Origin of the sequence: Serinibacter arcticus, from assembly GCF_003121705.1 — a bacterium.
Lineage (GTDB): Bacteria > Actinomycetota > Actinomycetes > Actinomycetales > Beutenbergiaceae > Litorihabitans.
In genome coordinates, this window is record NZ_PYHR01000002.1 from 2,800,466 (window position 1) to 2,819,811 (window position 19,346).

Here is a 19,346-nt window from a genome sequence, read left to right on the forward strand (position 1 = left end):
GATGGAGCACCCCTGTGAAGACTCGACCGTTGCCGACACGAGTGGCGGGAGGGCTCACGCTGGCCCTCGCGCTCTCGGTGGGCATCCCGGCCGCCGCGTCCGCGGAGCCGGCCGCTCCCGCCGCCGCCGCAGCCGCCGCGCTCGGCCCGACCGTCACCGCGACGGGCACCGGCCCCACGGGCCACACCGTCACGTTCCGCCACCAGGCGCCCGAGGGCGTCGAGAGCGTGCAGATCTTCGGCGAGTGGCTGTTCTCGAAGGCGTCCTCGGTGACGACGCTGACGAGCGCCGACCTGCGCACCGGGGCCGACTGGCTGCCGGGCGACATCCTCGCCGGGTACAACAACGGCTGGCTCACCGTGCCGATGACCGAGGGCGAGGACGGCGTCTGGGAGTACACGACGCCGCTGCCGTCGGGCACGTTCAGCTACACCTTCACCTACGACTGCACCTCGCCGACGGCGACCGGGTGCGCGCGGATCCAGGACCCGGCGAACCCGGTGTGGTCCGCGGGCCTGCCGGGTGCCGGCGTGCAGACGCTCAGCCAGGTCTACGTGCCGCAGAGCGCGGCCGTCCCCACCTACGACAACGACTACCAGGACCCGACCGCCGCCGCAGCGAAGGGGACGCTCGAGAACCGCAGCTACCCGTCGCCGCTCTCGACGAACCCGGTCGGCACCCACCACGTCTCCGTCTACCTGCCGCCCGGCTACGACGCCGAGCGCGCCGAGCCGTACCCGACGCTCTACCTGAGCCACGGCGCCGGCGGCAACGACACGGACTGGACCACGCAGGGCGGGGCCCAGCACATCCTCGACAACGCGCTCGCGAGCGGAGACGTCGCCGAGATGGTGATGGTCTCGACCGACTTCAACGGACTGCCCGGCGGCAGCCAGGGCTACGCCGACGAGCTGCGCACGAACGTCATCCCGTTCATCGAGGCCGGCTACAACGTCTCGGTCGAGCGCGAGGACCGCGCGTTCGGCGGACTCTCGGCCGGCGGCGGTCGCGCCGTCGTGATCATGCAGGACAACCCGGACCTGTTCGGGTACGTCGGGGCCTGGAGCGCCGCCGGCGCCTTCACGCCGCCGACGCCGGCGCAGGTCGCGAACCTCCAGCAGGCCACCGCCCTCCACCTCGGGACCGGCCTGCAGGACGTGCTCGCCAACATCAACGTCAACTCCGTCAACCGCAGCAACGCCTACGTCGCGCTCGGCCTCCCGGTCGTGCAGGACGACTTCGACGGCATCCATTCGTGGGACGTGTGGCGCCAGCTGCTGCGCGACTACCTCCACACCGTCGCGTTCCGCACGACGACGACGACCGTCACCGCCGGTGACGCCGTCGCCGGGGGGTCCACGTCGCTCGTCGCGCAGGTCGACGCCGTCAGCGTCGGCGCCGACCCGAGCGGTACCGTGACGTTCCACGCGGGCACCGACGCGAGCGGTGCGGTGCTCGGCACGGCCGAGGTCGCGGCCGACGGTTCGGCCACGACCGAGGTGGTTTTCGCCGAGGCCGGCGCCACCTCCGTCGTCGCGGTGTTCGACGGCGGGGACGTGCACAACGCCTCGACGTCGGAGGCGGTGACCCTCGAGGTCCTGGCGTTCACCGACATCGCGGACAACCAGTTCGTGGGCGAGATCTCGTGGCTCGCCGAGGCGAACATCTCCGCCGGGTGGAGCAACGGTGACGGGACGTTCTCCTACCGCCCGCTGGCCTCGATCGCGCGCGACGCGATGGCGGCCTTCCTCTACCGGGCGGCCGGCTCGCCCGACTTCACGCCGCCGACGACCTCGCCGTTCACCGACGTGCCGACCACCAACCAGTTCTACACGGAGATCGCCTGGCTCTCGGAGAAGGGCATCTCCACCGGCTGGGACAACGGCGACGGGACGTTCTCCTTCCGCCCGCTCGAGCCGATCGCCCGTGACGCGATGGCCGCGTTCCTGCACCGCTCGGCCGGGTCGCCGGTCGTCGCGCTGCCCGCGACCTCGCCGTTCGAGGACGTGCGCCCCGACAACCAGTTCTACGCCGAGATCGCCTACGTCCACGCCGAGGGCATCGCCACCGGATGGGCCGGGAACGACGGCCGGGACTACTACCAGCCGCTGGCCCCCGTGGCCCGCGACGCCATGGCGGCCTTCCTGTACCGCGCCCTCGACCGGGAGGTGTGAGCACCTCCGGAGCCGATCACGCAGCTCCGATCACCCAGCACCGACCGTCGGGCCCGGCGACTCCTCGCGAGTCGCCGGGCCCGGTGGTGTCTCCGGACCGAGCCAAGACACGAGCCTTGTCCGAACCTGACAGTTCGTGTTGTGTTCTGTGCATGGTGACGTCATCATGGGTGCTCACCTACTCAATGCTGAGGAGTTCTGACGATGACGTCACGCACGAGAAGGGGTGCGGTGGTGATGGCCGCCGCACTCGCCGTCGGACTGGTGCCGTCGCTGGTCGCGACCGGCGCCGCCGCCGCCCCGGGGGACGGGGTGCCCTCCACGGACACCCCGATCACCTACACGACGTTCGGCGCGATCCAGGACGGCGGACTGACCTCCGCGGGCTACTTCCAGCCGTTCTGGTACGACACCGACGGCCGCCACATCCAGGCGCACGGCGGCCAGACGGTCACCGTCCAGGAGGCGGGAGAGACCGTCCACTACTGGTACGGCGAGGACCGCAGCAACGGCTACTGGGGCAGCCCCGGCGTCGCCGTCTACCGCTCCACCGATCTGATGAACTGGACCAACGAGGGCACCGCGATGCGCAGCGTGAGCGCGCGCGACGAGCTCACCGAGCCGTACTTCGACGACCTCTACGGCACGCTGGACGCCTCCGGCCAGCCCGACGACGCCCGGATCGACGAGCTGAACTTCCACCTCAACACCACCCAGGCCGAGGACTACACGGCGATCTTCGAGCGTCCGAAGGTGCTCTACAACGACGCCACCGACGAGTGGGTGATGTGGTGGCACTCCGACGGGCGCATCACGCCGGGCGGAAGCACCTACGCGCGCTCGTTCGCCGCGGTCGCCGTCGCCGACAGCCCCACCGGACCGTTCCGGATGACCGGCGCCTACCGCCTCTACAACCGCGCGAACTACCAGGCGTGCACGTCCTCGGCCGTGCCCGGCCAGGCGCGCGACATGACGGTGTTCAAGGACGCGGACGGCACGGCGTACATCTCCTACTCCTCCGAGGAGAACTACTCCCTCTACATCGCGAAGCTGAACGCGGACTACACGAACGTCGAGCACACGGTGCCGACCGACACGATCGGCGCGCACCAGTACTCCGAGGACGGCGAGTTCCCGTACATCTTCGCGGACGGGACGGCGGACGCCCCGGTGCGCGGGGAGGACTTCCAGATCGTCAAGGAGTGCGGCCACCTCGAGGCGCCCGCGATCTTCGCCAACGGCGACACCTACGCGACGCTCGCCTCGGGTGCCACGGGCTGGGGCCCGAACCCGCAGACCTACTACACGGCCGACGACCTGCTCGGCACGTGGATCCGCGGCGTCGAGGCCGACGACGTGCACGAGAACGTCAACTACGCCTCCATCCCCGAGGGCGGTGACGGCCTGCTGTCGGTCGGCGACGTCCGCAAGACGACGTTCGGCTCGCAGGGCACGAACGTCATCACGCTCGCCCCCGGCAAGTACGTCTACATGGGTGACCGCTGGAACGAGGGCAAGAACGACTCGACCTACGTCTGGCTCCCGCTCACGGTCGGCGAGAACGGCCGCCTCGAGATGCACAACCCGGCGATCGAGGACCCGGCCCGCTGGGGCCAGGGCTGGGACGCGAGCTACTGGGACGACAAGGGCTACGGCGTCGGGACCTGGTCGGTGACCGAGGACGGCCTGGTCGACACGGTCGCCCGCGGCACCGACCCGGCCACCGTCCTGCCCACCACCGTGACCGTCGACTCGGCCGGGACGACCCGGACCACCGGGGTGACCTGGAGCGACGTCGACCTCGGACGTCTCGGGAAGCAGACCGTCACCGGGACGCTCGACGGCGATGCCACGTTCGCGGACGGGCGGACGTTCCGCCGCACGATCACCGTGACGGCCGACGGCATCGTCAACATCGCACCGCTGGCCGCCGTCACGGTCAGCAGCCGGTCCGACCTGGCCGGCCGCCTCACCGACGGCGACGTCAAGGGCAAGGGCTGGGACGACTGGGCCGCGGCCGGCGCCTACCCGCGCAGCAGCACGCTGACGTTCGCGTGGGACGCGCCGCGCACGCTCGACTCCATCGCCGTCCACACCTACAAGGACAGCGGGGTCGCCAGCTGGCCCTCCGCCATCGCCGTGCAGGTGCGCGACCAGAGCGGCGCGTGGGTCGACAGCCCCCTGGCCGCCCAGCTGCTGCAGGACCCGAGCCTCCCGGCCCCGACGGCGCTCCTGGACGCCACGGAGCTGCCCGAGGTCACGGGGGTCCGGCTCCGGCTGACCAGCGAGGCCGACACCTGGCAGGCGATCTCCGAGGTGGAGATCTGGGGCGACGCCCCGCCGGTCAACGTCTGCCGCGCGCCCGGGTCGACCGTCTCGGCGTCGTTCCACCAGACCCGGTGGAACACGTTCCCGGCAGCCGGGGCGTGCGACGGCAACGCCGGCACGTCGTGGTCGACCTGGTCCGACACGGACCTGCGCGACTCGGTCACCTTCACGATCGAGGCGGCGCAGGCCCACCTTCTCGACCGGGTGAGCTTCACCAACATCGAGGGCACCATCGCCTCGGTCGGCGTGGAGTACCGCGACGTCGACGGCACCTGGACGCCGACCAGCGCCCAGGACGTGGCTCCGGCTGCGAACAGCACCGTGACGACGATCGGTTTCGACGACGTCACGGCCACCGGCCTGCGGCTCACCTTCGCGACCCCCGGCTCCTACCTCAAGATCACCGAGATCCAGGTGCCCGAGAAGGTCGTGGCGCCGGTCGTCTCCCCGTTCCTCGACGTCCCCGTGGACAACGAGTTCTTCACCGAGATCGCCTGGCTCGCCGAGCAGCGCATCTCCACGGGGTGGACGACCGAGGCCGGCGTGGAGTTCCGTCCCCTGGCGCCGATCGCCCGCGACGCCATGGCGGCGTTCCTCTACCGGATGGCGGGGTCGCCGGAGTTCACGGCCCCGACCACGTCGCCGTTCACCGACGTGCCCACCACCAACCTGTACTACGACGAGATCGCCTGGCTCGCCGACCAGGAGATCTCCACGGGGTGGGCCGTCGGGGCGGGTGCGGAGTTCCGCCCGCTCGAGCCGATCGCCCGCGACGCGATGGCGGCGTTCCTCTACCGCTACGCCGGGGCGGTGCTCGGGACGGACGTCGAGGGCTACGTCACGCCGACCACCTCACGGTTCGAGGACGTCTCCCCGGCGACGCTCTACCACCGGGAGATCTCCTGGCTGGCGGACGCGGAGATCTCCACCGGCTGGGACCTCGGTGAGGGTCGCGCGGAGTACCGGCCGCTGAGTCCGGTCGCCCGGGACGCGATGGCGGCGTTCCTGTACCGCTCGGTGGACGGCGCCGACATCGGCTGAGCCTCACGCCGATCCCCGGTCGCCCGGGGTGGCAGCGCGACGGCGCGACGGGCCCGGACCTTCACGGTCCGGGCCCGTCGTGCGTGCGGTCAGCGGCTGGGTCGGTCAGCGGCGCGGTGGGTCAGCGGCGCGGTGGGTCAGCGGCGCGGTGGGTCAGCGGCGCGGCGACCGATCGGCCCGCGCGACCAGGAAGGCCGCCAACCCGCCGCCGATCGCGCCGAACAGGTGACCCTGCCAGGAGACGGACCCCGGGCCGAACGCGGCCCCGGCGATTCCGGTCCAGAAGATGCTGCCCCAGAGCGCCAGGAGCACGAGCCCGAGCGCGATCTGCCAGGCCGAGCGCGTGAGGAACCCCCGCAGCACGAGGAAGGCGAGCCACCCGAAGACCAGGACGGACGCGCCGATCGTCACGCTCCCCGAGGGGGCGGTGAGCCAGACGCCGAGCCCGCTCACGATCCACACGACGGCGGTGACCCCGACGAACTGTCGGGCGCCGCCGAGGAGGACGAGGAACCCCAGGACGAGCACGAGCGCGAGGTTGGACCACAGGTGCGCCCAGTCGGCGTGCAGCAGCGGGGCGCCGACGACGCCGAGCAGGCCCTCGCCCGTGCGCGGCACGATCCCGAGGTGGCGGGTGAGCGCCGAACCGGTGAGGGAGTTCACGATCTGGAGGAGCAGCATCACGGCCGCCATCGCGCCGATCGGGGTCGCTGCGGCCCGGACGGTGCCGCCGAGATCCGTCGGCGTCCCGCGCCGGGTCGGTGCGGACCGGGGGGTGCGGAAGAGGTCGGTCATGGTCCGAGCCTACGGAGCGGGGCGACTCAGCCCGTCAGGGCCGCACGCGTGAGCAGCGCGGCGGCGGCCACGAGCGCCGCCGTGACGGTGAGCAGCTCGAACAGGCGCTGGTCGACGGCGCGCAGCACGCGGCGCCCGATCCAGGCCCCCACCAGCACGACGGGCACGAGGACGAGGGTGAGCTGGAGCGTCGCAGGCGGGAAGAGCCCGAGCCCGGCGGAGAACGGCACCTTGGAGACGTTGACGAGCAGGAAGAACCAGGCGTTCGTGCCGACGAACCTCAGCTTGTCGACGCGGGCTGCGAGCAGGTAGACGGCCATCACCGGGCCGGCGGCGTTGGCGACCATCGTGGTGAATCCGGCCGCCGTGCCGGCCCCGATCGTGGCGGCGAGGTGCGGGTGGCCGGGGTTCGGCAGCGCGGCGGCGGGCCGGAGGCGCAGCCAGAGCTGCACCGAGAGCGCGGCGAGGATGCAGCCGGCGATGACCAGGGTCATGGTGCGGTCGTCGACGACGTTGATGAGCAGCGCGCCGAGAACGATACCGGGCAGGACGGCGGGGAGCAGGCGCCTCAGCATCGCCCAGTCCGCGCCGCGCCGGTACAGGCGGACGGCGATGACGTCGCCGACGATGAGGAGCAGCAGCACCGCCGCCGTCGACTCCTTCGCGGGGAGGAAGGTGGCGAAGCCGGCGACCGGGAGCGCGGCGACGCCGCCGATCGAGGTCTTCGCGATGCCGACCACGAGGGCCGAGACGCCGAGCACGAGCCACCCGAGCAGCGGGAGGTCGAGCGCGGCGAGGTCGCTCACGCGTCGGTGGCCGGGGCGCGCGTGGCCGGGGCGTCGGTGACGAGCGCGACGATGCGGTCGGCGAGCTCGGCCCGCCGCTCGGGGGGCAGCGCGATGCCGGAGAGTGCCTCGTGGACCCAGAGCCCGTCGGCCGCGATCACCGCGAGACGGTGGGAGTCGGGGACGTCGTCGTCCGGCCCGGGCAGCCAGCGTCCGGTCACGCCATGCCAGATCGCCGCGAGGTCGGGCGTGGCGCCCGACTCGAGGGCCAGCTGGAGCTCGGCCCGGCTCGCCGCCCGACGGTTGACGGCGACGTAGGCGAGCAGGCGCTGGGTCGGGGTGGCCCGTGCGGCGGTCGAGCCGCACGCCGCCTCGAGCTCGCGTTCCCACTGCTGGGCGACGTGCTCGTGCAGCGCGGTCACGAGCCCCTCGCGCGAGGGGAAGTGGTAGGTCACGCCGCCGCGCGTCAGGCCCGCGGCGGCGGCCACCGCGTCGAAGGTGACGGCGGCGACCCCCTGCTCCTCGACGACGGCCACGGCGGCGTCGAGGATGCGCATCCGGTTGCTCGGTCTCACGGGGTCAGCCTCCCAGGTCGGTGCGCGGGCCGCGCGGGGTGCTCAGTGGTTGTCCGCGAACGCCTGCGACTCGGTGCCAGGCGTGTAGCGCCGCAGCAGACGTCCGGTGACCGCCGTGCCGAGCGCGAGCACGACGGCGATGACCACCAGCGTCACGAGGTAGCCGGAGTCGAAGGCGCGGCCCGCGGCGTCGATCACCGCGGCGTCGCCGTCGGCGACCGCCAGGGCGTCGGCGAGGCTGGACCCGGCGCCGTCGGGCGCCCCGGCGGGCAGGCGGACGGTTGCGGAGTAGACCAGCGTGAGCAGGCTGCCCAGCAGCGCGACGGCGGTGAGCGAGCCGAACTCGTAGCTCACCTCCTCGACCGAGGCGGCCATGCCGGCGCGACGGGCCGGGACGTTGCCGACGATCGCGGCGGACGCGACCGACATCGTCGCCCCGAGGCCCGCCCCGGTGACCACGAGGGCGACGACGAGTGCCGGCAGCAGGTCGGCGCGGGCGGCCAGCACGAGGCCGATCGTCCCGAGCGTGGCCAGGCCGAGCCCGCCGGTGACGAGCACGAGCAGGCCGACGCGGTGCAGGAGCGCGCCGCCGAGGAGCGCCGTCGGGAGCGTACCGAGGGCGACGGCGGCCACCAGCAGCCCGGCCTCGATCGGCTCGAAGCCCTCGACCAGCTGGAAGCGCTGGGTGATGACGAGCTGCGCGCCGGCGACGGCGAACATCGCGGTGGCCGCGCCCGCGACCCCGGCGGAGAACGCGGGGTTGCGGAACACGGAGAACTCGAGCAGCGGATCGGCCAGGCGGCGCTGGCGACGGACGAACAGCGTGAGGGCGACGACGGCGGTCGCGGCCGACGCGGCGATCAGGCCCCACTGCTGCGGCAGGTGCGCGAGCTCCTTGATCGTCAGGACGGCCCCGACGAGGCCGACCATCGCCAGGAGCGAGGACAGGAGGTCCCAGTGCTTGGTCGGATCGCCCGAGTCGGCCGGGGTGAGCGCGAGGGTGGCGATCGCCGCGACGACCACGACCGGAACGTTGACGAGGAAGACCGAGCCCCACCAGAACTGCGTGAGCAGGAGACCGCCGACGATGGGGCCGAGCGCCGACCCGACGACGGCGATGCTGCCCCAGACGGCGAGCGCGAGGTTCCGCTCCCGCTCGATGCTGAACGTGAGGCGGACCAGCGCGAGCGTGGCGGGCATCATCGCGGCTGCCCCGACGGCCAGCAGTGCGCGGGCGCCGATCAGGACGGCCGGGTCGGGGGCGAACGCGGCGAGCAGCGAGGCCGTGCCGAAGATCGCGAGGCCGGCCAGGAACATCCGCCGGTGCCCGATCCGGTCGCCGAGCGTGCCCGACCCCAGGAGCAGGCCGGCCATGACGACGGGGTAGGCGTTGATGATCCACAGACTCTGCGACCCGGTGGCCCCGAGCTCGGCCGTCAGCGTCGGCAGGGCCGTGTAGAGGATCGAGTTGTCGAGCGTGATGAGCAGCAGCCCCGCAGCGACGGTGGCCAGGACGCCCCACCGGCGCCGGGACGTGAGCTGGTTCATGGTGAGTCCTCCCGACCGGCGCAGGAGGGTCCTGGCCGACACCCAACTATACAAACATGTTTGTATAGTTGGGTGTCGGATCGGAGGGTGGGATCGCTGTGACTCCGGTCTCAGCGCGCGGCCAGGGCGGCGAACCTCCGGGCGTGCACGGTGTCGAGGACGAGGAGGAACGCGCCCTGGAGGATCACGGCGGCGCCGTCGGCCGCCACGGTCGGACGGGGCGGGTTCCGCCAGCGGGTGAGGAACACACCGCCGGCGACGTAGCCGACGTCGAGCACCGCGTTGACCGCCGTGAGGGTGCGCATCCGCCGGGCCCGCGCGCGGGCGTCGTCGGCGTCGGTCGGTGGCTCGGCCACGCCGCGGCTCCCGGCGGCGGCGATGAGGCCGTCGATCGCCGCCCAGGCGAGGGTCTGGCGACCGAAGGTGGTGGCGTGCGGGCGCGTCGTGGCCGCGCCGACCGCCAGCGCGCCGAGACCGACCACCGCCGACACGGCGGCGCCGGTGGTCAGGGTGCGCAGCAGCTCCCGCTCGACGGCGTGCACCTCGCTCGGGAGCGTGCCCTCGCGTCCCATCAGCTCGCCGCCCGTCCCTGCCAGGTGCAGACGCACGCCTCGTTGCCCTCGACGTCGGCGAGCACCCAGAACGCCGGTGCCTCCTCGGCCGACACGAGCGTGCCGCCGGCGGCCAGGGCCGCCTCGAGCCGGGCGGGTGCCTCGTCGTGCGCGACGGTGACGTCGACGTGGATCCGGTTGCGCTGAGGACGCGGGGCATCCATCTGCTGGAACCAGACGTCCGGTCCGACGCCGTCGGGGTCGACGAGCTCGTCGGGAGCCGTGCGGCGGTACCCGAGCACGGCCTCCCAGAACGCCGAGACGGCGGGGATGTCGATCGCGTCGATGGCGACCTCGATCGCCTGCCCCGCCGAGCCCTTCGCGCCGAGTCCGGCCGCCTCGGCGAGCGCGCTCACGCGGGCGGCCAGCGTGACGTCGCGCTCGGTGAGGCCGCCGACGTCGTGGCTCGTGGTCGTCACCACGACCGCGCCCCACCGCAGCAGCAGGTCCGGGTGGTGGTCGAGCTCCTGGGCCAGCGCCGCGACGTCGGCGGTGAACCGTGTCAGCGCGGGGTAGTCCTTCGACGTGAAGGTGGCGCGCAGCCGCCCGAGCATCACCCGCCAGTGGCGTTCGTCGACGGAGGCGCTGACTTCGGAGTGGGGGAGCGTGACGGCCATGCCCCACCCTCGCACCGGTCACCGACATCCGGCCAGGGCCGTGCCGGACCGTCGTGGCCGCACGGTCGTGGGCCCGGAGCGTCGCCGTCGGTGATGATGGTCGGATGGACGACCTCACGCCCCTCCTCCCGAACGTCACCGGCACCGCTCTCGGATCCCAGGTCGCCCCGCACGAGGCCGCCGAGCTCGAGGCCATCGAGGCCGAGCTGGGCGAGGCCCTCGAGCTGACCGAGCCGGTCGCGCTGCCGCCCGTCCTGGTCGAGCTGCTGACCGCCGGCGTCGAGCTCCTCACCCTGGAGTCCGGCCGCCTGTCCGCCGTCGACGACCGCGTGCGCGACGAGCTCGGCCTGCTCGGGCGCGACACGGGCGCCTACCTGGCCGACTACGAGTTCGCCGAGTACATGCCGGGGGCGGCGCCGATCGCGCTCGACGGCGCCGGCGGCTTCTTCTGCCTCGACCTGCGCGCCGTGGTGGCGGGCGAGGCGGAGAACGACGGCGGGGCGCCCCTGGTGTGGTCGCACGCGGGCAACCTGGGCTGGGACGACGACGCCGTCGTGCCGATCGCCGACGACCTCGCCCAGCTCCTGCTGGGCTGAGCGGGCCGACGCCGGTGCCCCGTCCCACCCGCGAGGAGCTCGCCGCGGCGCTCGAGCGCACGGCCGACGACCTCGTCCCGCCCCGCCTGCGCCTGCTGTTCGTCGGCATCAACCCCAGCCCGTGGACGGCCGCCGTCGGAGCGCACTTCGCCCGTCCGGGCAACCGGTTCTACCCAGCGCTCGCGGCCGCCGGGATCGTGCCCGAGGTCATCGACGCCTCGGAGGGCTACCGCCCGCAGGACCGGGCGCTGCTCGAGGCGGCCGGCGTCGGCGTCTCCAACCTCGTGCGCCGCGCGACGGCACGCGCCGACGAGCTCACGCGCGAGGAGCTGCGGGCCGGGGCCGAGCGGCTGGAGCGCGACGTCGCGGGATGGCGCCCCGCCGTCGTCGCCGTCCTGGGGGTGACCGCCTACCGGGAGGGCTTCGCGCGGCCGCGCGCCGCCGTCGGGAAGCAGGAGGAGACGCTCGGCGGGGCCGAGCTGTGGGTGGTGCCGAACCCGAGCGGCCTCAACGCGCACGAGAGCGTGGCGAGCCTCGCGACCGCCTATGCGGCGCCGGCGCGGGCGGCGGGCGTCATCGCCTGATCCGGCGTCGAGCAGCGAGCGGAGCGCTCACTCGTACGTGGTGTCCAGCGCGAGCGACCCCAGCAGGCGCGTCGGCGGGTCGAGCGCGACCGCCGAGTCGGCGGGCTCGGCCGTCAGCAGCGGGAGCAGGCGCTTCTCCTCGTAGGCGAAGTGCGTGAGCATGACGGCCTCGATGCCGTCGAGGTGGTGCGACAGCGTGTCCTCGTCGCCGCCGGCGGTGAGCGCGCCGTCGAAACCGCGGATGAGGTGCGCGAGCATCGAGTGGTCGCGCTGCAGGTCCGTCACCAGGTCGGCGAGGTCCCGGTGCGCGCCGAGGATGGCCGGGAAGAGGTGCTCGTCCTCGGCGACGTGGTGCTCGGCGAGCGCGAGGCAGAAGCCGGTGCAGTAGACCTGCAGGTCCGTGCTCGCGAGCGCGACGGGGTTGCCGCCGTCGATCGCCGCCCGCGCGAGGTCGACGGCGCGGCGCAGCCGGGCGTGGACGGCCCGGAGCTCGGCAGCCAGGGCCGCGGAGCGCGACCTCGGGACGGCTGACACGCCACCAGTCTGACGCAGCGGTCGGTCGGGCGCAGGGGTCGGTCGGGCGCAGGGGTCGGTCGGGCGCAGCGAAGGGCGGGCGGGCCGCTCGCTCGAGATCGAGCTGCGTCCCGCCCGCCCTCCGGCGTAACGTGCTGGTGCTAGGCGGCCCTGACGACCGAGGACTTCACGAGGGCGCCGGGGCGGATGGTGACGCCCGGGGCGACGTGCACGTCGTCCTCCACGCGGACCCCCGCGCCGACGACGGCGCCCGCTCCGATCTTGACGCCTCGCCCGAGGCGGACGAGATCGCCGATGCGCGCATCGGGTCCGACGTGAACGTTCTCGGCCACGACGACGGCGCGTCCCAGCTGGGCGTTCTCGTCGATCCAGCCGCCGGCCTTGAGCCGCGACCCGGCCCCGATCCGGGCACCCGCCTCGACGTAGGCGCCCGGGACGACGATCACGTCGTCCGGAACCTCCGCCTTCGGCGAGACCAGCCCGCCGCCGTTCTCGTGGCGTGCGTAGTGAACGACCTCACCTCGGTCGTTCTCGAACTCGATGCGACCCCGTCGCCGTGCCATCGCTGTCCCTTCCGTCGGTGCTTCCGCCTTCTCGACCCGCGTTCCGCGAGGATGTCGGCTTCCTCTACCAACGCCGTGGATCCCGGGAATGTTCCCAGGGGTAGGCGAGCCTAAGTCGGCGTCCCGGACGGACGTCGTCGGGAGGGGTGTTCGGGGTCGTTCGGAGAACATGACACAGCTCCGAACCGCCGGGCAGGATCGTTCAGCACGAGACGATCTCGTGCCACTCCCGTCTCGGTCGGTCAGCCCCCTGAGAAACCGAGACGGGGCGTCCCCAGACTCGCCGTCGACCCCGTGCACCGGGGTCGATCGGGCCACCGAGACCTCCCGCCCCATGCCCTGGGCGGCCGGAACCGGTGGGACACGAGATCTGCGGCGAATCGGCGTCGTGCGAGACGCCGGTTCGCCGGACGGGACGGGCCGCGACTTTCTGAGGGGGGAGTCGCGGCCCGATCCGTCGCACCGGCCGTCCCACCCCTCGTCGTCGACGAGGTGCGCTCTGTCGCCGTCGCCCGGCCTGACCTAGCGTGGGGGCATGACTCTCAACGCCAAGGCCCACGTCCTGCGCGACCTCCACACCGCGCCCGAGCTGCTCCAGGTCGTCAACGTCTGGGACGTCGTCAGCGCCCGCGCGATCGCGGACCTGCCCGGCACCCGCGCGCTCGCCACCGCCGGTCACTCCATCGCCGCCACGTTCGGCTACGACGACGGCGAGATCCCCTTCGACCTCACGCTCGACCTCCTCGGTCGCATCACGGCCGCCGTCGACCTCCCCGTGACGGCCGACCTCGACGACGGCTACGTCGAGCCCGGCGAGACCACGCGTCGCGTGATCGGTGCCGGCGTCGTCGGTGCCAACGTCGAGGACCGCCTCCGCCCGCTCGCGGAGTCCGTCGCGCGCGTCGAGGCGATCATCGCCGCCGGCGCCGCCGAGGGCGTCGACTTCGTCCTCAACGCCCGCACCGACGCCTTCGTGCGCGGCGGGGACCGGCCCGTCGAGGAGTCGCTGGCCGACGCCGTCGCCCGCGGCCGCGCCTACGTCGCCGCCGGGGCGACGACCGTCTTCGTGCCGGGCAACTTCGGCGAGGACGTCGTGGCGCAGCTCGTCGACGGGATCGGCGAGCGCAAGGTCAGCCTCATCGGCTTCCCCGCGATCCCGGCGCCGGCCCGCCTGGCCGAGCTCGGCGTCGCGCGCCTGTCCTACGGCCCGCTCACGCAGCGCGTCGCGCTCGGGGCGCTCGTCGACCTCGCCGAGTCCGTCTACTCGGGCGCCGTCCCGCCCGAGGGCATCCGCCCGCTCAACTGAGCCGGCGCCCGTGCCCCGCGACGCCCCTGCCTTCCCCTCCCCGGGGGAGGTCGGGGAGGGCGACCTCGCCGCCGTCGTGCGCGGGGTGCTGTGCGCCCCCGACCGTCCCTGGTGCACCGCGGTGCTGCGGGGGCGGTGGCCGGGCGGTCAGCCGCTGGGCGAGCTGTGGCGCGCGGACGCCGTCCACCCCGAGGGCGACGGCCTCGTCGTCGTGCTCGACGGCGGTCGGCGCGTCCTCACGCTGACCCGGCCGCGCGGGGCGCGGGTCGTGCACACGCGCGACCTCGTCTCGGTGACGATCGCGCGGGTGGACGCCGCGCTGCTCGAGGACGACGGCCGCGTGCGTCGGGTGTCCTTCCGCGTGCGGGGCGGGGTGGCGCGCGGGGCCGCGTCGGGCGAGACGTCGTCGTGGCCGCGGGCCAGGGCGCCGTGGCGGCGTGTCGTCACGGGGCAGCGGCCGCTGCCGGCGGTGGAGCTGGTCGCGATCCTCTGAGCGAGGGCTCGGGGCTGGGGGCTTCGGGCTCGGGGGATCGGTCCACTCCTCAGGACCGGTCCGTTCCGCCGCGCGGGTAGCGGAACCGAGCCCTACGCTCGGCCCGACGGGAGCCCTCACTCCCGCGCCCCTCGCCCGAAGGACCCGAGATGACCTCGCCCACGCAGTCCAGCCAGCCCACGCCCTCGCCGTCGTCCGGTTCATCCGCCTTCCCGCCCGCCCTGGCCGAGGCCTCGGCCAGGGCGCTCCGGATCCTGCGGATCGCCCTCGGCCTCGCCGGGGTCGTCACGCTCCTGGTCGGGGCCCTCATCCTCATCTGGCCCGGCCGCACCGCCGTCGTCGGCACCGCGATCCTCGCCGTCTACCTGATCGTGGTCGGTCTGCTCTACCTGGCCGCGGCGATCTTCTCCCAGCACCGCGGCGCCTGGGCCCGGATCGGTCACCTGGTGCTCGCGGCCCTGTTCGTCGCCGGCGGCATCTCCGCGTTCTCCAACCTCCAGGCGACCACCGCCGTGCTCGCCGTCTTCCTCGCCGTCCTGATCGGCGTGCTCTGGATCGTCGAGGGCATCGTCTCGCTCGCGACCGTCAGCCGGTCCGAGAACCGGGTCTGGACGGTCGTCTTCGCGGTCATCAGCGTGCTCGCCGGCATCTCACTCGTGACCTCGCCCCTGTGGAGCGCCGTGCTGCTGTGGTGGCTCGTGGGCATCTCGCTCGTGGTGATCGGCGCGCTGCAGGTCGCACGAGCGATCACCTTCGGCAGGCCCGCCTGAGCCTACGATCGAGCCTCCGGGTCCGACCAGGAGGTACGCGTGGGCATCACCGACAACCTGTTCCGCAAGACGTTCAGGGACGAGTACGACAAGCAGGGCGTGGCCATCGGTCGCTTCAACCTGGCGATCTTCGGGAAGACCGGGGTCGGGAAGTCGACGCTGATCAACGCGATCTTCGGTGAGGACGTCGCGGCCACCGGCATCGGTGAACCCGTCACGAAGGGCTCGCGCCTGTACATCGACCGGATCGGCGGCCACCTCGGCATCCTCGACACCCAGGGGCTCGAGGTCGGCAAGAACACCAAGGAGCTGATCGGCGAGCTCGACAAGGTGGTCAAGGAGACGCGCGGCAAGCCGATCGAGGAGCAGCTGCACGTCGCCTGGTACTGCGTGCGCGGGCTGGACCGACGATTCGAGGACTCCGAGGCCGACTTCATCAACCGCCTGCACAAGCTCGGCCTGCCCGTGATCGTCGTGATGACCCAGGTGCCGATGCGCGACGGCGAGCACCACCCCGACGCGATCGCGCTCGCCCGGGACATCACCTCGCGCGGGCTGCCGATCGTCGACGGGAAGGTCTTCCACACCGTCGCGCTCGCCGACCGGTTCATCGGGCTCGAGCCCCACGGCCTGCACGACCTCCTCGATGCCACGTTTCGCGTCGCTCCGACAGGTGCTCAGACTGCACTCGCCGCAGCCCAGGCGATCGATGCTGCATCCAAGATTCGGCACGCGCGCATCGCGATCCGAGCGGCTGTAGGCAGCGCCGTCGCCGCGGCGGCGGTCCCGATCCCATTCGCCGACGCCACGCTCCTGGTGCCGATCCAGCTCGGGATGATGGCCAGGATCGCCCAGATCTTCAGGATGCCGTTCGACCGGACGGCGCTGATGACCACGATCGCGACGACGGCCGCCACCCAGGGCGGACGGGCCGCCGTCACCGGGCTGCTCAAGATGATCCCGGGGGCGGGCTCGATCGCCGGCGGGGTGATCGGGGCGTCCGTGGCGTCCACCTTCACGTTCGCGATGGGTGAGGCCTGGCTGACGGTGTGCCAGCGGGCGGCCGCCGGCCAGCTCGACAACGTCGCCGGGGTGCTCGACAACGAGCAGGTGCGCCGGGCGTTCCTGGACGCGTTCGGGACGTGGGTCAAGCTCGACCCGAAGGCGCGCAAGGAGCTGACGAAGGGGCTGTAGGGCGGGGGTGCTGTCGGGTGTGCTGCCGGGAGTGCGGAGTACCGTGGGCGGCATGACTCGTACCGACGCCAACGTCGCCGCCCTGGCGCTCGCGACCCTCGACCTGACCGATCTCGGCGAGAGCACCTCGCTCGAGAACGCCCTCGCCCTCGCGGCGCGCGCCGCCGAGCACGGCGTGGCCGCCGTGTGCGTGTGGCCGCGCTACGTCGCCGCCTGCGCCGAGGCGCTGGCCGGCACCGGCGTGAAGGTGGCGACGGTCGTGAACTTCCCGTCGGGCGACGAGCCGGTCGCCGACGTCGTCGCCATGACGACCCGCGCGGTCGCCGACGGCGCCGACGAGATCGACGTCGTGCTGCCCTACCGTGCGTTCCTCGCGGCCGACGCCGGTCGCGCCGAGGAGGTGCTCGACGGCGTCCGCGGCGCCAGCGGTGACGCGGCGGTCAAGGTGATCATCGAGTCGGGCGAGCTCAGGGCCCCCGCGGTGATCACGGCTGCGGCACGCCTCGCGATCGACCACGGCGCCCAGTTCGTCAAGACCTCCACCGGGAAGTCGCCCGTCTCCGCGACGCCCGAGGCCGCCGAGGCGATCCTCGCCGTCATCGCCGAGCAGCCCGCCGCCGCGCCGCGCGTGGGCTTCAAGGCCTCCGGCGGGATCCGCTCCGTGGCCGACGCCCGCGTCTACATCGAGATCGCCGACCGGCTGCTCGGCGAGGACTGGGTCTCCGCCGACACGTTCCGCTTCGGCGCCTCGAGCCTGCTCGACGACGTGCTGCGCGTGCTCGACGGCGGGGAGTCCGCCGCGCCGGAGTCCCCGACCGCGTACTGACCTCGGCCGACCGCGCCCTCGTGGTCGCTGCCCCGCGTTGACCGCGCCCTTGTGGTCGCTGATCCCCGTGATCCGCGACCGCGAGGGCACGGTCGCGTGTGGGGTGCGACCACGAGGGCGCGGTCGCGCGTCGGCGGCACGCGCGTGGGGCAGATCACCTGAAAGTAGTTGACCGATGTCAACCGATCGGGCGTACAGTTGACATCGGTCAACTACTTTCGCTCGTAAGGAACTTCATGTCGGCGGCTGCCCCCACACCCGAACCCCGGCCCGAACGCACGACCGCGACGGCCACCCCCGCCACGGCCACGGCGCCGCCCAAGCACCGCGCCGGCGTCCTGCCCGTGATGCTCGCGCTGATGATGGCGATGTTCGTCTCGATGCTCGCCGCCACCGTGGTGAGCACGTCGCTCCCCGTGATCATCGCCGACCTCGGCGGCGACCAGTCGGCGTTCACCTGGGTCGTCACGGCCACGCTGCTGGCGACGACCGTCAGCACACCGGTGTGGGGCAAGCTCGCCGATCTGTTCAACCGCAAGCTGCTGCTGCAGCTGGCGCTCACGCTGTTCGTCGTCGCGACGGCGATCGCCGGCTTCTCGACCACCACCGACATGCTCATCCTGATGCGCGTGTTCCAGGGTCTCGGCGCCGGTGGTCTCGCGGCCCTCTCGCAGATCGTGATGGCCGACGTCGTCTCGCCGCGTGAGCGCGGCCGCTACGCCGGACTGTTCGGCGCGGCCATGGCGCTCGGCACGGTCGGCGGCCCGCTCCTGGGCGGCTTCCTCACCGACACCCTCAGCTGGCACTGGAACTTCTACGTGGCGATCCCGTTCGCCGTCGCCGCCCTGGTGATGCTGCAGCGCTCGCTCCACCTCCCGAAGCAGACCCGCTCGAGCACGCGCATCGACTACCTCGGCATCGTGCTGATCTCCTCGGGCATCTCGCTCGTCCTGCTGTGGGTCTCCTTCGGTGGCGCGCAGTTCGCGTGGTCGTCGCTGCCGTCGTACGCGATGATCGGCGGCGCCGTCGCGATCCTCGTCGTGGCGGTCTGGTGGGAGCTGCGCGCGGCCGACCCGCTGCTGCCGCTGACGATGTTCCGCAACCGCACCTTCACCCTCGCGGTGATCGCCTCGCTCGCCACCGGCGTCGCGATGTTCGGCACCTCGGTCTTCCTGTCGCAGTACATGCAGCTCGCCCGCGGCGCGACCCCGATGGAGTCCGGCGTGATGACCATCCCGATGATGGCCGGACTGCTGATCACCTCGACCATCATCGGCAACGTCGTCAGCCGGACCGGCATCTGGAAGCGCTTCGTCGTGACCGGCTCGATCCTCATGGTCGTCGGGCTCGCCCTGCTCTCGACGCTGCACTACGACACCGCGTTCTGGATCGTCGGCGTCTCGATGGCCACGCTCGGCGCCGGCGTCGGCATGGTGATGCAGAACCTCGTCATCGTCACGCAGAACGCCGTCGAGACGCGCCACCTCGGCGTCGCCACGAGCGCCGTGACCTTCTTCCGCAGCCTCGGCGGCACCATCGGCGTCTCGGCGATGGGGTCCATCCTCGGGTCGGTCGTCGCGTCGCAGATCACGACGTCGATCGGCAGCCTCTCGCCGACCGACCAGGCTGCCGCGGCCCAGGCCCTGGGTGACGGCACCATCCCGAAGCTCGCCGAGCTCCCCGACGCCATCCGCGTGGTCGTCGAGGCCGCGTACGGCATCGGCATCGGGCGCGTGTTCCTCGCCGCCCTGCCGCTCGCCGTGATCACGGTCGTCGCCGCGTTCCTGCTCCCGAACGTCCCGCTCGGCACCCAGAACGCCGTCGAGAAGCGCGCCGCCGAGGCCGGGGAGGTCGTGGACGAGGGCGGTCTCCACCGCGTCAGCGCCGCCGAGGTGCTCGAGGAGGCGGAGGACCTGACGATCGAGTCGGCCTCCGCCGTCGCAGCCCTCCCGGCCGTCGGCTCCGGCCGTCGGGGTGACAACGTGCGCGACGGCTCGGGAGAATGA

Annotated in this window: 18 protein-coding genes; 10 read left to right on the plus strand and 8 right to left on the minus strand. The window is 72.9% G+C overall.

Annotated elements, in window-relative coordinates; genetic code table 11:
- Window positions 1-29 precede the first annotated feature (29 nt).
- The gene (locus C8046_RS12550) at window positions 30-2,174 is read left to right on the plus strand and encodes an alpha/beta hydrolase-fold protein (protein ID WP_146197158.1); all 2,145 of its coding nucleotides are present in this window, start codon (window positions 30-32) and stop codon (window positions 2,172-2,174) included.
- A 204-nt stretch (window positions 2,175-2,378) separates the two neighbouring features.
- Entirely contained in the window at window positions 2,379-5,543 is a 3,165-nt protein-coding gene (locus C8046_RS19475; RefSeq protein WP_235866314.1) for a discoidin domain-containing protein, read from the plus strand.
- 153 nt (window positions 5,544-5,696) lie between these two features.
- On the opposite strand, the gene C8046_RS12560 is transcribed toward C8046_RS19475, so the two are convergent.
- The 6 genes from C8046_RS12560 to C8046_RS12585 form a co-directional block, all read right to left on the minus strand.
- On the minus strand, window positions 5,697-6,338 hold the full coding sequence (locus C8046_RS12560; RefSeq protein ID WP_235866315.1) for a rhomboid family intramembrane serine protease: 642 nt from the start codon (window positions 6,336-6,338) through the stop codon (window positions 5,697-5,699).
- A gap of 26 nt (window positions 6,339-6,364) precedes the next feature.
- Window positions 6,365-7,144: a sulfite exporter TauE/SafE family protein gene (locus tag C8046_RS12565; RefSeq protein ID WP_235866316.1), complete on the minus strand. Its 780-nt coding sequence runs from the start codon at window positions 7,142-7,144 to the stop codon at window positions 6,365-6,367.
- On the minus strand, window positions 7,141-7,698 hold the full coding sequence (locus C8046_RS12570) for a TetR/AcrR family transcriptional regulator (protein ID WP_109229748.1): 558 nt from the start codon (window positions 7,696-7,698) through the stop codon (window positions 7,141-7,143). The genes C8046_RS12565 and C8046_RS12570 overlap by 4 nt, the downstream gene beginning before the upstream one ends.
- Window positions 7,699-7,740: 42 nt before the next feature.
- Window positions 7,741-9,246 carry an MFS transporter gene (locus tag C8046_RS12575; protein ID WP_109229749.1) on the minus strand — a complete coding sequence of 502 codons (1,506 nt, stop codon included), beginning with the start codon at window positions 9,244-9,246 and terminating at the stop codon, window positions 7,741-7,743.
- Window positions 9,247-9,356: 110 nt separating this feature from the next.
- Window positions 9,357-9,854: a DUF6992 family protein gene (locus C8046_RS12580; RefSeq protein ID WP_109229750.1), complete on the minus strand. Its 498-nt coding sequence runs from the start codon at window positions 9,852-9,854 to the stop codon at window positions 9,357-9,359.
- Complete coding sequence (locus C8046_RS12585; RefSeq protein ID WP_109229751.1) at window positions 9,818-10,474, minus strand: VOC family protein; 657 nt, start codon at window positions 10,472-10,474, stop codon at window positions 9,818-9,820. The genes C8046_RS12580 and C8046_RS12585 overlap by 37 nt, the downstream gene beginning before the upstream one ends.
- Before the next feature lie 104 nt (window positions 10,475-10,578).
- On the opposite strand from C8046_RS12585, the gene C8046_RS12590 reads away from it, so the two are divergent.
- The gene (locus C8046_RS12590) at window positions 10,579-11,070 is read left to right on the plus strand and encodes an SMI1/KNR4 family protein (protein ID WP_199224469.1); all 492 of its coding nucleotides are present in this window, start codon (window positions 10,579-10,581) and stop codon (window positions 11,068-11,070) included.
- A 14-nt stretch (window positions 11,071-11,084) separates the two neighbouring features.
- A complete protein-coding gene (locus C8046_RS12595; protein WP_109229752.1) occupies window positions 11,085-11,654 on the plus strand; it encodes a mismatch-specific DNA-glycosylase in 570 nt (189 codons plus the stop codon).
- Between the two features lie 27 nt (window positions 11,655-11,681).
- On the opposite strand, the gene C8046_RS12600 is transcribed toward C8046_RS12595, so the two are convergent.
- Window positions 11,682-12,188, minus strand: coding sequence for a hemerythrin domain-containing protein (locus C8046_RS12600; protein ID WP_109229753.1), 507 nt, complete (start codon window positions 12,186-12,188; stop codon window positions 11,682-11,684).
- Between the two features lie 140 nt (window positions 12,189-12,328).
- Window positions 12,329-12,751 carry a transferase gene (locus C8046_RS19790; RefSeq protein WP_158277211.1) on the minus strand — a complete coding sequence of 141 codons (423 nt, stop codon included), beginning with the start codon at window positions 12,749-12,751 and terminating at the stop codon, window positions 12,329-12,331.
- A gap of 535 nt (window positions 12,752-13,286) precedes the next feature.
- Between C8046_RS19790 and C8046_RS12610 the strand changes: the two genes are divergently transcribed.
- From C8046_RS12610 to C8046_RS12635, 6 genes are all read left to right on the plus strand, one after another.
- Window positions 13,287-14,057, plus strand: a complete 771-nt coding sequence (locus tag C8046_RS12610) for an isocitrate lyase/PEP mutase family protein (RefSeq protein ID WP_109229755.1) — start codon at window positions 13,287-13,289, stop codon at window positions 14,055-14,057.
- Window positions 14,058-14,067: 10 nt separating this feature from the next.
- A complete protein-coding gene (locus C8046_RS12615; RefSeq protein ID WP_109229756.1) occupies window positions 14,068-14,550 on the plus strand; it encodes a hypothetical protein in 483 nt (160 codons plus the stop codon).
- Window positions 14,551-14,699: 149 nt separating this feature from the next.
- Window positions 14,700-15,320 carry an HdeD family acid-resistance protein gene (locus tag C8046_RS12620; protein WP_109229757.1) on the plus strand — a complete coding sequence of 207 codons (621 nt, stop codon included), beginning with the start codon at window positions 14,700-14,702 and terminating at the stop codon, window positions 15,318-15,320.
- A 39-nt stretch (window positions 15,321-15,359) separates the two neighbouring features.
- Window positions 15,360-16,514 carry a GTPase family protein gene (locus C8046_RS12625; RefSeq protein ID WP_199224470.1) on the plus strand — a complete coding sequence of 385 codons (1,155 nt, stop codon included), beginning with the start codon at window positions 15,360-15,362 and terminating at the stop codon, window positions 16,512-16,514.
- Window positions 16,515-16,566: 52 nt separating this feature from the next.
- Window positions 16,567-17,340, plus strand: a complete 774-nt coding sequence (gene deoC, locus C8046_RS12630) for a deoxyribose-phosphate aldolase (RefSeq protein WP_109229758.1) — start codon at window positions 16,567-16,569, stop codon at window positions 17,338-17,340.
- Window positions 17,341-17,576: 236 nt separating this feature from the next.
- A complete protein-coding gene (locus C8046_RS12635; RefSeq protein WP_328587597.1) occupies window positions 17,577-19,346 on the plus strand; it encodes an MDR family MFS transporter in 1,770 nt (589 codons plus the stop codon).

What these genes read in the sequence shown, in the direction of transcription:
- C8046_RS19475 (WP_235866314.1), top strand. Translation starts at nt 2,379, where the DNA reads ATGACGTCACGCACGAGAAGGGGTGCGGTGGTGATGGCCGCCGCACTC.
- C8046_RS12560 (WP_235866315.1), bottom strand. Translation starts at nt 6,338, where the DNA reads ATGACCGACCTCTTCCGCACCCCCCGGTCCGCACCGACCCGGCGCGGG.
- C8046_RS12575 (WP_109229749.1), bottom strand. Translation starts at nt 9,246, where the DNA reads ATGAACCAGCTCACGTCCCGGCGCCGGTGGGGCGTCCTGGCCACCGTC.
- C8046_RS12585 (WP_109229751.1), bottom strand. Translation starts at nt 10,474, where the DNA reads ATGGCCGTCACGCTCCCCCACTCCGAAGTCAGCGCCTCCGTCGACGAA.
- C8046_RS12590 (WP_199224469.1), top strand. Translation starts at nt 10,579, where the DNA reads ATGGACGACCTCACGCCCCTCCTCCCGAACGTCACCGGCACCGCTCTC.
- C8046_RS19790 (WP_158277211.1), bottom strand. Translation starts at nt 12,751, where the DNA reads ATGGCACGGCGACGGGGTCGCATCGAGTTCGAGAACGACCGAGGTGAG.
- C8046_RS12610 (WP_109229755.1), top strand. Translation starts at nt 13,287, where the DNA reads ATGACTCTCAACGCCAAGGCCCACGTCCTGCGCGACCTCCACACCGCG.
- C8046_RS12620 (WP_109229757.1), top strand. Translation starts at nt 14,700, where the DNA reads ATGACCTCGCCCACGCAGTCCAGCCAGCCCACGCCCTCGCCGTCGTCC.
- deoC (WP_109229758.1), top strand. Translation starts at nt 16,567, where the DNA reads ATGACTCGTACCGACGCCAACGTCGCCGCCCTGGCGCTCGCGACCCTC.
- C8046_RS12635 (WP_328587597.1), top strand. Translation starts at nt 17,577, where the DNA reads ATGTCGGCGGCTGCCCCCACACCCGAACCCCGGCCCGAACGCACGACC.